Here is a 12585-nt window from a genome sequence, read left to right as displayed (position 1 = left end):
GGAGACAACATGGCCAAGGAAGATACGCTCGAATTTCCCGGTGTCGTGAAGGAACTCCTGCCTAATGCGACGTTTCGGGTCGAGCTGGAAAACGGCCATGAGATCATCGCACATACGGCAGGCAAGATGCGCAAGAACCGCATCCGTGTTCTGGCCGGCGACAAAGTTCAGGTCGAGATGACCCCCTATGATCTGACCAAGGGTCGGATCAACTACCGCTTCAAGTAACGCCTGCCGCAATGGCGTTTATCTTAGGATCGGGCAGCCCAAGGCGGCTGGACCTGTTGGCCCAGCTTGGCGTGCAGCCCGATGCCATCCGTGCACCCGACATTGATGAAACGCCGCTGAAAGGTGAGCTGCCGGTGTCCTATTGCAATCGCATTACGCGGGCAAAAGTACAGGCGGTACAGGCCGATGGCGACGATGTAACTCTTTGCGCGGATACCACGGTCGCACTGGGGCGCCGTATTCTGGGAAAACCGGAAGACGCGGGCCAGGCGGCTGAGTTTCTGCATGCTTTGTCCGGTCGACGGCACCGCGTAATCACCTCGGTCGCCGTACGGTGCGGGGACCGCGTTCTGCAACGTGATGTTGTGTCTCAGGTCAAGGTCAAACGTCTGTCAGACGTTGAAATCAACGCCTACCTGGCGACCGGAGACTGGCAGGGCAAAGCAGGCGCTTACGCCATTCAAGGCCCCGCCGGGGCTTTCATCCCGTGGATTTCTGGTTCGTTTACCGGCATCGTGGGGCTCCCGCTGTCCGAGACCGCCGCGCTTTTGCAAGGCATCGGCTATCCCCTGTATCGTGAGGTGTCATGAAGGGTCGAACCATCGTTCTGGATCACATTGAAAACCGCGAAGCTGCCGCCCTTATGGTCGACGGTCAGCTGGACGATTTCCTGATTGCAGCTGACGCGCCCGCGCCGGGCACGATTTACCGTGCCCGCGCCGACCGGCCCGTCAAAGGGCAGGGTGGCATGTTCCTGACCACGCCTGACGGTCCGGCTTTCTTGCGGCAGGTAAAAGGGCTCGCACCCGGTGCACTGATGTTGGTGCAGGTGACGGGCTATGCCGAACCCGGTAAGGCACTGCCGGTGACCGATCGGGTTCTGTTCAAAAGTCGCTATGCGATCGTCACGCCTGATGCGCCCGGTTTGAATATCTCACGTTCCATCCACGATGAAGATGAGCGTGACCGCCTTCTTGAAATCGCTCATGAGAGCATGGAGGGCAGCAGCCATGGCCTGATCCTGCGATCCTGTTGTGAGGGCGAAGGTGCGGCTGAAGTCGCCGAGGATATCGGCGCGATGCTGGCCCATGCGGATCAGGTTTTGAACGATCCGGGAACTGAGCCCGAGCTGCTGCTTGAAGGTGACGGACCCCATGTCCTGGCCTGGCGCGACTGGACCGACCCGGCTGAGGTTGTGACACAGCCGGGTAGTTTCGAAACGCATGGCGTATTGGATGCATTGGACGTGGCGCGTGGTATTTCCGAGCCACTGCCCGGGGGCGGCCATCTTTATATTCAACCCACCCGGGCCTTGGTCGCTGTGGATGTCAACACTGGGTCCGACACGTCGATGGCGGCCGGAACCAAGGTCAATTTCGCCTGCGCCAAGGGGCTTGCCCGTGCCTTGCGCGTTCGCGGTTTAGGGGGGCAAATCACTCTGGATCTAGCACCAATGCCTAAAAAGGATCGCCGTGGGTTCGAGGCCTCTCTGCGCGCTGCGTTGAAGGCAGATTCGGTCGAAACCACGCTGGCAGGTTGGACCCCTCTTGGCCACTACGAGCTACAGCGCAAACGCGGCCGTATCCCGTTGTCGGAAGTGCTGAAATGAGCTGCCCGATCTGCGCAGAAAAGTCTGTAACCGAGTTTCGGCCATTCTGTTCGAAGCGGTGTGCTGATATTGATCTGGCCAAGTGGCTGAACGGGTCCTACGCGGTTCCATCGCAGCGGGAAGAGGACGTTGAAACAGAAGTTTCCGATCCCGAACCAGAGCAACAACGTCCACATTGAAAAAATGTGAAAAAGCCTCTGGACACTGCCTGTAGCAAGTCATAGAAGGCCTCCACCCAACGGTAAACGCCGTTCCCGTGCCCGGGTAGCTCAGGGGTAGAGCAGTGGATTGAAAATCCTCGTGTCGGTGGTTCGATTCCGCCCCCGGGCACCACTTTATCTGGTAAAGTATTGGTTTCGCATCGGCTTTTGACAGTTGGCTGAAACTGCAAACAAGTTCATCAAAAGATACCTACGTGACCGGCGGTTTTTTACTTCGGTCACCACAAAAGACACGGCTATACATTGCCAGCGACTCCCGTTAAGAGGCGGTCTTTAACCTTGGAAGATGCGCTGATTGCAATACCGCAAGGCACGTATCCCCCGGCTGATACAAAGAACACCACCGTGAAACAGACCATCGCAGATGCGCTTGCCCGCAAGGGTTACGATACTTTGACACAAGTCCAACAGGCCGTGACACAGCCTGAGCTGGAAGGGCGCGATATGTTGGTGTCGGCGCAAACCGGATCGGGAAAAACCATCGGGTTCGGGTTGGCGATTGCACCACAGTTGCTGGGCGAAGATGAGACGTTCGGGGCGTCCGGTGCGCCGTTGGCTTTGGTGGTTGCGCCTACGCGGGAACTGGCCATGCAGGTCAAGCGTGAACTGAGCTGGCTTTTCTCTGATGCCGGCGCGTTTCTGGCCTCGTGCGTCGGTGGCATGGATATGCGTGATGAACGCCGGGCTTTGGCGCGGGGGGCGCATATTGTTGTCGCAACGCCGGGGCGACTGCGCGATCATATCATGCGTGGTTCCATTGATCTGACCGCGATCCGGGCCGTGGTTCTGGACGAAGCAGATGAAATGCTGGACCTTGGATTTCGCGAGGATCTTGAGTTCATCCTGGATGAAACCCCGGCCGAGCGGCAAACGTTGCTGTTCTCAGCTACGGTCCCACGCGCCATTGCTAGCCTGGCAACCAGCTATCAGCGCGATGCCGAACGGGTGAGCACTGTCAGCGAGAAAACCCAACATGCCGATATCGAATATCGTGCAATGATGGTGGCGCCGCGGGACGGGGATAACGCGATCATCAATGCGTTGCGGTACTACGAAGCCCCCAACGCCATCGTTTTTTGTAACACGCGTGCGATGGTGTCACGATTGACCACGCGGCTTTCCAACCGCGGGTTTTCTGTGGTGGCACTGTCTGGTGAGCTGACGCAGAGTGAACGCTCTAACGCGTTGCAGTCGATGCGTGATGGGCGTGCGAGGGTATGTGTGGCGACAGATGTCGCGGCGCGCGGGATTGATTTGCCGAACCTCGACCTGGTGATCCACGCCGAGCTGCCCAACAGTCACGAGACGCTTTTGCATCGCTCTGGGCGCACGGGCCGGGCAGGGCGAAAGGGCGTCAGCGCCCTGGTGGTCGAACCGTCATCGCGGAAAAAGGCCGAGCGCATTCTGAAATTCGCAAAGCTCACGGCGGATTGGGGCGTCGCCCCGTCTTCGGATGAGGTGAACGAACGGGATCAGGCGCGGATGCTTGCCTCGGATGACTGGCAGGTTGAGGTTACCGAAAGCGAACAGGACGCGGTTCGGCACCTGGTTGAAAAATTTACCCCTGCGCAAATAGCGGCAGCGTATCTACGTCAGTATAAATTGCGCCACTCAGCGCCGGAAGAGTTGGCCCCGGTGACGGCCGACCGCCCGAAACCCCGGGCCGCCTTTGGTCCGAGCGTTTGGTTTTCTTTGTCTGAAGGTCGCAACCAAAATGCTTCGCCGCGCCATTTGCTGCCGATGATCTGCAAGGCCGGTGATCTGACCAAAGACGATATCGGTGCGATCCGGATTGCCGATGATGTGTCTTACGTCGAGATCCGCGAAGCCAGTGTTGCGGGCTTTCTGGCGGCTGTTGGACCGGGTATGAAAATCGAAGGTTCGAAAGACGTTGTGCGCTTGGATGGCGCGCCTGACGTGCCAGCGTTTGAGCGTCCAAGGTCCAACCGCCCACCCAAGGGTAAACCGCGTCCGCGCAAAGGGGACACCACCCCGGTTGATTGGAACGATGCCCCGACGCCCCGTAACCGCAAACCTAAGCCCGAAGATCGCAAGCCCAGTAAAGCATCGGAACGCGGTTTCAAACAGACCCGATCAAAAGAACATGGTTCGACACCGCACCGCGACTCGTTACTGAGCGAGCCGGATGTTAAATTCACGGCAACGAGCGCAAAGAAGAAAACCCACAAAACGACCGCTAACAATAGCAAAGACGGAAGCGTAAAGCCCGGCGGTAAACCCACCAAAGGCCCGCCGCCGCCCAAGGGAAAACCCAGCAACAAGAAGAATCGCGCCCGCGTTTCAGTCGCGAAAGCGGGCAAGGGCGGAGATGCTGTGCCGAAACGGCGCAAGACTTAGCACCGCTCAATGTGGCCGCAGCAACGCGCCAGCGGTCATATTCCCGTCGACGCTCAGGTCCGAGCGTCGACGATTTCGAGTATCCGGTTACGCTGAATCTTACCCGATGGCCCTTTTGGCAGATCACGCAGGATGTGAACCTCGTCAGGGGATTTGAACCGACCCAGCTTGGTCTCACAAATCTCCAATAGGGTCAGCGGCGTCAGCTCGGACCCTTCCCTGATTTTGACAGCGGCCTCGACGGTTTCGCCATAGCTGCGACAGGGGCGTGCAAAGGCTGCGGCTTCGACAACGTCGGGGTGGGAATAAAGCGCCTCGTCAATCTCACGCGGTGCGATGTTTTCGCCGCCCTTGATGATCAGCTCTTTCAAGCGGCCCGTGACATAGACGTATCCATCCTCATCCATACGCGCCAGATCGCCGGTGCGCAGCCATCCATCGGCCGTAAATGTGCCCGCAGTCGCATCCGGATCCTTGAGGTACTCAAGCATCACGTTCGGGCCGCGTATGACCAGCTCTCCCTCGGTTCCGTGCGGGACGGGCTGTTGGTTCGCATCCCGGATCGCGGCGTCGTTTCCATAGGCAACGCCCGGTGAGCCGATTTTGCGCACACCCGGCGGAAGTGGGTTCGACAGGATCTGCGCGGCGGTTTCGGTAAGCCCCATGGTTTCGACGATAGGAACGTCGAATCGTTCTTCGAAAGCCCGTTGTACGTCCGGTGCCAGCGCGGACGAGGCAGAGCGCCCGAACCGCAACCGCTGGCGGGTTTGGATGTCCGGATTGGTGTCGGATTGCAGCAGATGAGAGATGATGGTCGGGACTACCGAAAACCAAGTTGCCTCAGTTTTTCCAAGATTGTCCCAGAACCGGCTGGCCGAAAACCGTTCGCACATAGCCAGGGACCCGCCCGAAACGAGGGTTCCCATCACAGTCACGCACAGACCGTTGATGTGATAGATCGGCAGGACGCAGAAACCGCGATCCGTGTCGGTCAGCTCATGTGCGACAGCGGTGGTCCAGCCGCCTGCCAAAAGGCTGGAATGGGTATGAACAACGCCCTTTGGTCTGCCGGTTGTGCCTGAGGTGTACATGAGAAGGGCATGATCATCGGGCGTCAGGTCATAAAGCTGGGTATCTGCGTCACCAGCATCGGCGATCTGCAAAGGTTTGGTCACGGCAGGGTCGGCTGTTCGGCCAAACAACTCTGCTTGATCCGGGTGCACGAAGGCAAAGCGCGCGCCGCTGTGCTCAAGGGCGTAGGCCACGGCACTGTCGCCAGCGACGAGATTGATCATTGTTGCCCGGAATCCGCCATAGAGTACGCCGAACAAGGCGATAAGAGCCTCGCGGCAATTGGGGTAGATAAGGGCGACACTTTCGCCTTTTTGCGCCCCAAGGCGGGTTAGCATTCCCGCGGCGTTTTTGGCCGAGTCGCGCAATTCAGCCCAGCTCAGATCCTGTGCGCCATCGGGAAAATCAAACCCGGTTCCGCCCTGATCGGCTCTTAGGTCCAGCCAATCGCGGACCGTTCCTTTGGGCGGTTCCATCATTGGCCAGCCTCCCTCCAATACGCGCCGAATACGTCCTCGAGCGCGGGTTCGCGTGGGGCTATTTCACGCACAATTTTGGTGGTCTGGACGAAGTGCCGCCAATGCAGGTTGGTATCGATAGAGTTTCCGCCCCAACTGCCGCATCCCATAGATAGAGAGAAAGGCATTCCGTTGGTGAAGCTGCCGCCCGTGGCAAAGGTATGGGCTTGGTTCACGATTACCCGGCAGGTGGGTAACTCTCGACCCAGTTCAATGGCGCGTGCGTCGTCACTGGTGTGAATGCCGACCGAGTGTCCGGCCCCCTGATAGGCCAGGACGCGCGCTGCGAGAGCTTTGGCGCCCGCGTAGTCCGACGCCCGATATAGGGCCAGAACGCGGCTCAGCTTCTCTCCGGACAGGGGATGATCGGGACCGATCCCATCGGTCTCTACCGCCAGAAACTTTGTGCCTTCGGGTGCTTTGTCTGCCATCCCCAACGCATCAAGCATCTTGTCGGCGTCCTGAGCAATCGCGGATCGGTTGAGGTGCCCGTCCGGCCAGAGACGCGCAATGATACCTGCGGCATCGGATGCGGGGACCAGCGCGCCACCTTCGGCGGCCATTGCTGCGACAAAGTCATCATAGACCGCGTCTACCACCACAACTGCGTTCTCGGACGAGCACGAAGTCGCATTATCAAAACACTTTGACGCCGTGATCTTGGCTGCCGCCGCCGACAAATCGGCGGTTTCATCGACAATCACGATGACATTGCCCGCGCCGACCGCGACGGCGGGTGTGCCGCAGGACTGAGCGCGGTGAACGTTGTTCTGACTGCCGGTACAAATCACCCGATCCGAGGTCTCCATCAGCCGTTGGGTTTTGGCCTTTGACCCCGGTGCGGGGATCATCTGAACCAGATCCCGATCCAGACCCAGCTTGTCAAACTCCGCGTGGATGAAGCTTAGCAGCTTCTCACAGGATGCCACGCCCTTGGGCGAGGGGGCGACGACGATGGCGTTGCCACCTTTGAGAGCATTAATGATGTTGTTGGCCGGTGTTGCGGCCGGATTGGTCGAAGGGACCACCGCGCCTACGACGCCGATCGCACGGGCGATTTCTGTGATCCCTGTTTCAGGATCGTCGCTGATGATGCCATATGTCTTTGCCTCGGCAATGTCGCGCAGAAGACCCAGAGTTTTGCGGTGGTTCTTGGTAATCTTGTCGGGGACATTGCCCAGTCCGGTGGTTTCAACCGCCAGTTCTGCCAGTGCCTGATTGCGTGCGGGATCCATGATCGCCCAACCTGCCGCCAGCGCCGCCTTGTCATAGAGCGCCTGACTGCCAGTTGCCTCATAGGCAGCCTGAGCCTTGCGTGCCTGTGCCACGATCCGGTCCACTTCGGCGATTTCGGGGGCTATGTCGTTTGGAGCGTTCATTTTGGTCCTCGATTGGTTGTCCGGGGCGGGTTCTGCCCGCCCCGATTGGGGTCGGTTAAAGACCAGCCAGCAATTCGTTCAGCGTTTGCTGGCGCTGCGCCCACATCTCGATCACTTCGTCACGTGTCATGATGTGCATGGGCGAGCCACCCGCTTCCATCTTCTTGGAAACGCGAGAATTGGCGAACATCTCGGGCACGGTTGCGGCCAATTTTTCAATCACCTCAGGAGGTGTTCCCTTGGGCACCATTACACCCCGGAAATTGACCGAGGAGTTGTCCACGTCCAACCCCTGTTCCATCATCGTCGGAACATCCGGCAGAAACGCATTGCGCTCAAGATCAGCAACGCCGAGGATCTTCACATTGCCCGCCTCTTGCGCGCGGAACGCATCGGACAGGTTGTTGATGCCGCCCATGACTTCACCAGCGATGACGGCCTTCATGGCTGCTGCTCCGCCACCTTTGGTCGGGATGTAGGCCATCTTGGTCCCGGCTGCCTTGTCGATCTGCAGTGCCGCGATGTGGTGGCCCACAAAAAGGCCCGCGCCGGATACCGTCAGCTTGCCCGGGTTTTCCTTGGCATAGGCGACAACGTCATCCATCGAGTTGAACTCACTGTCGGCACCAACCACGAACACGGCCGGGTCTGCGCCCCAGTTCGCGATGGGTTCAAAGCTGTCGGTCGAATATTCGACGCCACCCTTGATCGACTGGGCGATGAAATGAGGAACGTTGTACGCACCCAGCGTATAGCCATCTGGATCGGCCTGAGTTGCGAACCAGTTCCAGCCAACGCGCCCACCGGCACCAGGCTTGTTGATGATGGCGATGGGCATTCCCAGCGCATCCTCGTTTCCAGATGTCATCGTGACGATCCGGGCCTGAAAATCGGTCGCGCCTCCGGCCCCGTAACTGACCATCATCATGATCGGCCGTTCGGGATATTCCTCGGCCATTGCCGCGCCCGTCAGGCCCGTCAGAGCCATTGCTGCCCCTGCAATCAATCGTTTCATTTTGCGTTTCCTCCCTGATTTAGTTCATCCGCGCATTTGCGTGTTCAGAACAGAATTTCTCTTGGTGTGTAGACGTTCAAAAGCATGGCAAAGAGCCCGTACATCACCGCCACAAAGACCGCCGTGATGATCCCGCGTTTGATCCAGGTTTTGACCTCGGAATGGGGGGCGGGGTCGTAGATCGACAGCAGGGTAAAAAAGGCGATGGTTGTTGCGGTGTAGAACCCCAGCGTCTTCGCCGCCCAGAAAACATAGATCAGCGTGATGATCAGACCCGGCAGCATGTTCACGAACATCGTCCGCGTCACGCCGTTTCCGACCTTGGACAGACCCATGACCGCTTTGCCAAATGTCCATCCGGCCAGAACCACAAAGACCGTCGCTATGAGGCGTGGGAACAGGAACGCTTCGGCGGGTTGTTGCGTGTAACTGACCCATGCGACCCACAGACCAACGGCAAAGACCAGACCTGACCCGAATACGTGCTGTGAGCGGTTCATGCCTGTGCCTCCTCTTTGGTGGTGTAGCGGCGGCTGCGCAGTTCCATCCAGACCGAATAGGCGATCGAGGCCAGTACGACGGCAATCAGGAACAGGTTCAGCCCTCCGGTCATGAAGTACGACGCCTTGCCCACGGTCGCGTCAGCGATCATTCCACCCTGGATGAAGTTGGCCTCGGCGATTGGCCCGAGGATCAGACCCAGTACCAGCGGCGCAGCCGAGAAACCGAAGCGTTCCAAAAAGAACATCCCGATTCCGAGGCACGCCATCACGTAGACGTCGCCCATCGAACCTTGAACCGAGTATGCGCCAAAGACCGACAAGGCCAGAACGATGGCGGCCATGACGGATTGCGGAACCTGAGCAACACGGGCCGCAAGCCCTGCAATATAGAGTCCGAAGATACACATCAGCACCTGGCCAATCAGCATCGAGTTGATGAATGTCCAAGCGACATCGGGGTGATTGTCAAACAGGTCCGAGCCCGGGAAAATTCCGTGGATCAGCAACCCGCCCAACAACACAGCCGCGGTCGGGCTGCCGGGGATGGACAGCGTCAGCAGCGGGACAAGCGAAGGGCCAACCATTGCGTTGTTGGCGGATTCCGCGGCGATGACGCCCTCGGAATGGCCGGTGCCGAACTTTTCTTTTTCCGACGAGAACTTCTTGGTCTGGTCATAGGCGACAAGGCCCGCGATCTGCCCACCGACACCGGGGATCAGGCCGATGATCGAGCCCGTCAGCGTGCCGATGCTTAGCGCACGGGCGCGGCTGAACAGTTCCTTGAACGCCGCCATGATTGAATGGCGCTGCACTTCGATCACTTCGGCACCTGTGTTGTGGCGCCCTTTGGCAAACATGGTCAGCACCTGTGGGATCGCAAACAGGCCAATCAACGCGGCAATAATGTTTATGCCGCCGCCCAGTGCAGGGTGAAAGATAAAGCGTTGTGCACCCATGATGTCGTCGAACCCGATGGTCGCCAGCCACAACCCGATGCAACCGGACAGCAGCCCCTTGGCCACTGAGGCGGAATCAAGTGTTCCGATGACCGTCACCCCCAGAATGGCCAGCCAGAACAGATGCGATGGTCCAAAGGCAAGCGCCCATTGCGCCAAAACGGGCGTCAGGAAGATCAGCAGCAGAACACCAAAAATTCCGCCCACGGCCGATGCCAGAAAAGACAGCTGCAAGGCGCGGGCACCTTCGCCTTTTTGGGCCATCGTGTGGCCATCCAGAGTGGTGGCGATATTCGCCGGAGCGCCAGGGATCTTCAGCAAGATGGCACTGACGGCTCCGCCAGCCACAGTTGAAGTATAGGCCGCCCCCAGCAGGATCAGGCCTTGCGCGGCCTCAAGTTGGAAGGTGAACGGGATCAACAGGGCCACCGCCATCGTTGGTGAAAGGCCGGGGGTCGCGCCCAGGATCAGCCCTCCGATCGTGCCGCCCAAAAGCAGCAGGAACGACATCGGCGTGAACACATCTCCGAAGTAGTAAATGAATTCCATCCTGGGCCTCCCAACCCGTCCGTTCGCACTTTTACCTTTGTTGACAAATCAGGTTAGGGGATGAAAATAGTATTGCAAATGTTTTCATAAATTTGACCGGATAGGGTAAAATTATGACTATCTTTCAAAAGGGTAAGGTGGATATTGTGGCCGTTGCAAAGGCTGCAAAGGTGTCGCCATCTACGGTTTCACGTACTTTCAATCACCCCGATCTGGTCAACCCGGCGACTCGCAAAAAGATCAACAAAGCGGTGCAGCGCTTGGGATACATCCGCAACCGCGCCGCCCAAACGATGCATGGAAAACGGTCGGGAACAATTGGCCTTGTGGTGCCCACAATCAACCATGCCATTTTTTCCGAGGTTATTCAGGCCTTTTCGGATTCGATCGACCAGGCAGGATTCAGCCTGTTGCTGGCGTCGCATGGGTATGACCTGGATCGGGAATACGCGATGGTTCGCAAGTTTCTTGAACATCGCGTGGACGGTGTGGCGCTGGTCGGGTTGGAACATTCCGACGCCACCAACCGCTTGATCACACAGCAAAAGATTCCCGCGCTGGCAATCTGGAATTACTCAGAAGAATCACCCCTGCCTTGCGTTGGTGCGGACAACCATCTGGCCGGACGATTGGCGGCCGAACACCTGCTAGATTTGGGGCACCGTGACATCGGGTTGATCTTTCCCGAAACTCAGGGGAACGACCGCGCGCAGCACCGCCTTTCCGCAGTGCATGACGCATTGGGCGAACAGGGGGTTTCCGTACCTGATGAGCATGAAACCCAAGCGCCGTACAGTGTTTCTCAGGCCAAGCAGGCAGCCATGGCCCTTTTGACGACGCCGAAACGTCCGACGGCATTGCTGTGCGGCAATGACGTCATTGCGCAGGGGGCGCTGTTTGCTGCCCAAAAGCTTGGTTTAAGCGTTCCCGATGATCTGTCGATAATTGGTATCGGAGATTTCAAGGGCTCAGCTGACGTCGAGCCGGGCCTTACAACCATCCGCATTCCCGCAGAAACCATCGGAGCACTGGCCGGTGAGAAATTCACCGACTTTATTACGTCGGATGACCCCAAGCATTTCAGCATCCGCTGTGATTTGGAATGTGTCGCCAGAAAAACGACCCGTTCGCTGGCGACCTGACAGGCCTCGGCAGAATAGTTAGGCTATGATTGCCTCAATCTTATCCAGCGTGGCCGCATTGACTGCAACGCCGTCGGTATGTGCCTGCCTGCGCTTGCCGCCGCGCCCATCGCCGGGCAGATGCGCTCCGTTCTGTGCACGGATTGCGCCGACCAACTCGCTGATCCCCGAAGTAAACGCATCGCCAGAGGTGGCGGTCGGGTCGATCGCAATGAAGAACTGCCCGGTCTTGGGGGGGCCACCGGCGGTGCCGGAAAAAGGCGAGGCGTTAATGCCAAGGGTCGCGCCGGTCAGGGCTGCGGCCAGTACCTCGGTCAGCAGGGCAACACCGACGCCTTTGTAACCGCCTGACGGTGCCATCGACCCCTTAAGGCCGACATTCGGGTCCGTGGTCGGGTTGCCATCTGCGTCCAAAGCCCAGCCAACCGGGATCGGTTTGCCTTCGCGGGCGTGTTTCATGACCTCGCTTTTGGCAATCGTGCTGGCGCTTTGGTCGATCAGCAGGGCGGGCTGGCCGTCCGCGCCCGGCGCCGCGATCGAGAAAGGGTTGGTTCCGACGACGGGTTTTGCGCCGCCCGAAGGCGCGATCGAGGCCGGAGCGTTGGTGAACCCCAATCCCACCAATCCGGCCTGCGCCAACCGGTATGTATGGTAGCCAAGGACACCGCAGTTATAGCTGTTGCGGATCGACAGTGCCGCGATCCCTTGTTCACGTGCAGCTGGGATAAGGGCCTCGAAACCCATATCAATTGCGGAATGGGCAAAGCCGGTTGCTGCGTCCACGTTCACTGCGCCGGGGCGTGGGCGCGACAGTTCTGGTTGGGCTGTTCCGTCCACTTTCCCACATTGCACGTGCTCGCAATAGATCGGGATGTAAGCCAGGCCGTGGCTGGCGACCCCATCCGCCTCGGTTGCCGCGGTGGCAACGGCCAATGGCCGGGCGTTGGCTTCGGATGTTCCTGCGGCGACAAGCGCGCGGAAGGCCAGATCTTCGATCTGCTCAAGGGTCAGGGTACGGGTTTTGATCATCGGGGCC

At 58.9% G+C, this 12585-nt stretch carries 12 protein-coding genes and 1 tRNA gene; 7 read left to right on the top strand and 6 right to left on the bottom strand.

Annotated elements, in window-relative coordinates; translation table 11 throughout:
- The first annotated feature begins 9 nt into the window (after window positions 1-9).
- The 6 genes from infA to AC2FFH_RS03135 all read left to right on the top strand — a co-directional run bounded on the left by infA (window position 10) and on the right by AC2FFH_RS03135 (window position 4416).
- Window positions 10-228 carry a translation initiation factor IF-1 gene (infA, locus tag AC2FFH_RS03160; protein ID WP_005978431.1) on the top strand — a complete coding sequence of 73 codons (219 nt, stop codon included), beginning with the start codon at window positions 10-12 and terminating at the stop codon, window positions 226-228.
- 11 nt (window positions 229-239) lie between these two features.
- Entirely contained in the window at window positions 240-818 is a 579-nt protein-coding gene (locus AC2FFH_RS03155; protein WP_496843728.1) for a Maf family protein, read from the top strand.
- On the top strand, window positions 815-1837 hold the full coding sequence (locus tag AC2FFH_RS03150) for a ribonuclease E/G (RefSeq protein WP_496843727.1): 1023 nt from the start codon (window positions 815-817) through the stop codon (window positions 1835-1837). Before AC2FFH_RS03155 ends, AC2FFH_RS03150 begins: the two co-directional genes overlap by 4 nt.
- Window positions 1834-2016, top strand: a complete 183-nt coding sequence (locus tag AC2FFH_RS03145) for a DNA gyrase inhibitor YacG (protein ID WP_058275399.1) — start codon at window positions 1834-1836, stop codon at window positions 2014-2016. Before AC2FFH_RS03150 ends, AC2FFH_RS03145 begins: the two co-directional genes overlap by 4 nt.
- Window positions 2017-2095: 79 nt before the next feature.
- Window positions 2096-2170 (top strand) — tRNA-Phe (locus tag AC2FFH_RS03140).
- Window positions 2171-2403: 233 nt separating this feature from the next.
- Window positions 2404-4416, top strand: a complete 2013-nt coding sequence (locus AC2FFH_RS03135; protein ID WP_496843781.1) for a DEAD/DEAH box helicase — start codon at window positions 2404-2406, stop codon at window positions 4414-4416.
- A gap of 53 nt (window positions 4417-4469) precedes the next feature.
- Here AC2FFH_RS03135 and AC2FFH_RS03130 read toward each other — a convergent pair whose 3' ends face one another.
- From AC2FFH_RS03130 to AC2FFH_RS03110, 5 genes are read right to left on the bottom strand one after another with little or no spacing between them, the layout of a single operon-like run.
- A complete protein-coding gene (locus tag AC2FFH_RS03130) occupies window positions 4470-5966 on the bottom strand; it encodes an AMP-binding protein (RefSeq protein WP_496843726.1) in 1497 nt (498 codons plus the stop codon).
- Window positions 5963-7384: an acylating sulfoacetaldehyde dehydrogenase gene (gene sauS / locus AC2FFH_RS03125; RefSeq protein ID WP_496843725.1), complete on the bottom strand. Its 1422-nt coding sequence runs from the start codon at window positions 7382-7384 to the stop codon at window positions 5963-5965. Before sauS ends, AC2FFH_RS03130 begins: the two co-directional genes overlap by 4 nt.
- 55 nt (window positions 7385-7439) lie before the next feature.
- Window positions 7440-8399, bottom strand: a complete 960-nt coding sequence (locus tag AC2FFH_RS03120; protein WP_472723032.1) for a Bug family tripartite tricarboxylate transporter substrate binding protein — start codon at window positions 8397-8399, stop codon at window positions 7440-7442.
- A gap of 44 nt (window positions 8400-8443) precedes the next feature.
- Window positions 8444-8899 (bottom strand): tripartite tricarboxylate transporter TctB family protein, encoded by a 456-nt coding sequence (locus AC2FFH_RS03115; RefSeq protein WP_496696361.1) that lies wholly within the window; start codon window positions 8897-8899, stop codon window positions 8444-8446.
- The gene (locus AC2FFH_RS03110; protein ID WP_496843724.1) at window positions 8896-10407 is read right to left on the bottom strand and encodes a tripartite tricarboxylate transporter permease; all 1512 of its coding nucleotides are present in this window, start codon (window positions 10405-10407) and stop codon (window positions 8896-8898) included. The genes AC2FFH_RS03115 and AC2FFH_RS03110 overlap by 4 nt, the downstream gene beginning before the upstream one ends.
- 113 nt (window positions 10408-10520) lie before the next feature.
- Here AC2FFH_RS03110 and AC2FFH_RS03105 point away from each other — a divergent pair, with 113 nt between their 5' ends.
- Window positions 10521-11549 (top strand): LacI family DNA-binding transcriptional regulator, encoded by a 1029-nt coding sequence (locus AC2FFH_RS03105; protein ID WP_496768767.1) that lies wholly within the window; start codon window positions 10521-10523, stop codon window positions 11547-11549.
- An 18-nt stretch (window positions 11550-11567) separates the two neighbouring features.
- On the opposite strand, the gene AC2FFH_RS03100 is transcribed toward AC2FFH_RS03105, so the two are convergent.
- Complete coding sequence (locus tag AC2FFH_RS03100; protein ID WP_496768765.1) at window positions 11568-12578, bottom strand: Ldh family oxidoreductase; 1011 nt, start codon at window positions 12576-12578, stop codon at window positions 11568-11570.
- Window positions 12579-12585: the final 7 nt, after the last annotated feature.

Source organism: Ruegeria sp. YTSC003, from assembly GCF_059609785.1.
This window is presented reverse-complemented; position numbering and strand designations above follow the sequence as displayed.

Bases quoted from the DNA above. Each gene is read 5' to 3' on its own strand.
- AC2FFH_RS03130 (WP_496843726.1), bottom strand. From the start codon at position 5,966: ATGATGGAACCGCCCAAAGGAACGGTCCGCGATTGGCTGGACCTAAGA.
- AC2FFH_RS03150 (WP_496843727.1), top strand. From the start codon at position 815: ATGAAGGGTCGAACCATCGTTCTGGATCACATTGAAAACCGCGAAGCT.
- AC2FFH_RS03120 (WP_472723032.1), bottom strand. From the start codon at position 8,399: ATGAAACGATTGATTGCAGGGGCAGCAATGGCTCTGACGGGCCTGACG.
- AC2FFH_RS03115 (WP_496696361.1), bottom strand. From the start codon at position 8,899: ATGAACCGCTCACAGCACGTATTCGGGTCAGGTCTGGTCTTTGCCGTT.
- AC2FFH_RS03105 (WP_496768767.1), top strand. From the start codon at position 10,521: ATGACTATCTTTCAAAAGGGTAAGGTGGATATTGTGGCCGTTGCAAAG.
- AC2FFH_RS03110 (WP_496843724.1), bottom strand. From the start codon at position 10,407: ATGGAATTCATTTACTACTTCGGAGATGTGTTCACGCCGATGTCGTTC.
- AC2FFH_RS03145 (WP_058275399.1), top strand. From the start codon at position 1,834: ATGAGCTGCCCGATCTGCGCAGAAAAGTCTGTAACCGAGTTTCGGCCA.
- infA (WP_005978431.1), top strand. From the start codon at position 10: ATGGCCAAGGAAGATACGCTCGAATTTCCCGGTGTCGTGAAGGAACTC.
- sauS (WP_496843725.1), bottom strand. From the start codon at position 7,384: ATGAACGCTCCAAACGACATAGCCCCCGAAATCGCCGAAGTGGACCGG.
- AC2FFH_RS03155 (WP_496843728.1), top strand. From the start codon at position 240: ATGGCGTTTATCTTAGGATCGGGCAGCCCAAGGCGGCTGGACCTGTTG.
- AC2FFH_RS03100 (WP_496768765.1), bottom strand. From the start codon at position 12,578: ATGATCAAAACCCGTACCCTGACCCTTGAGCAGATCGAAGATCTGGCC.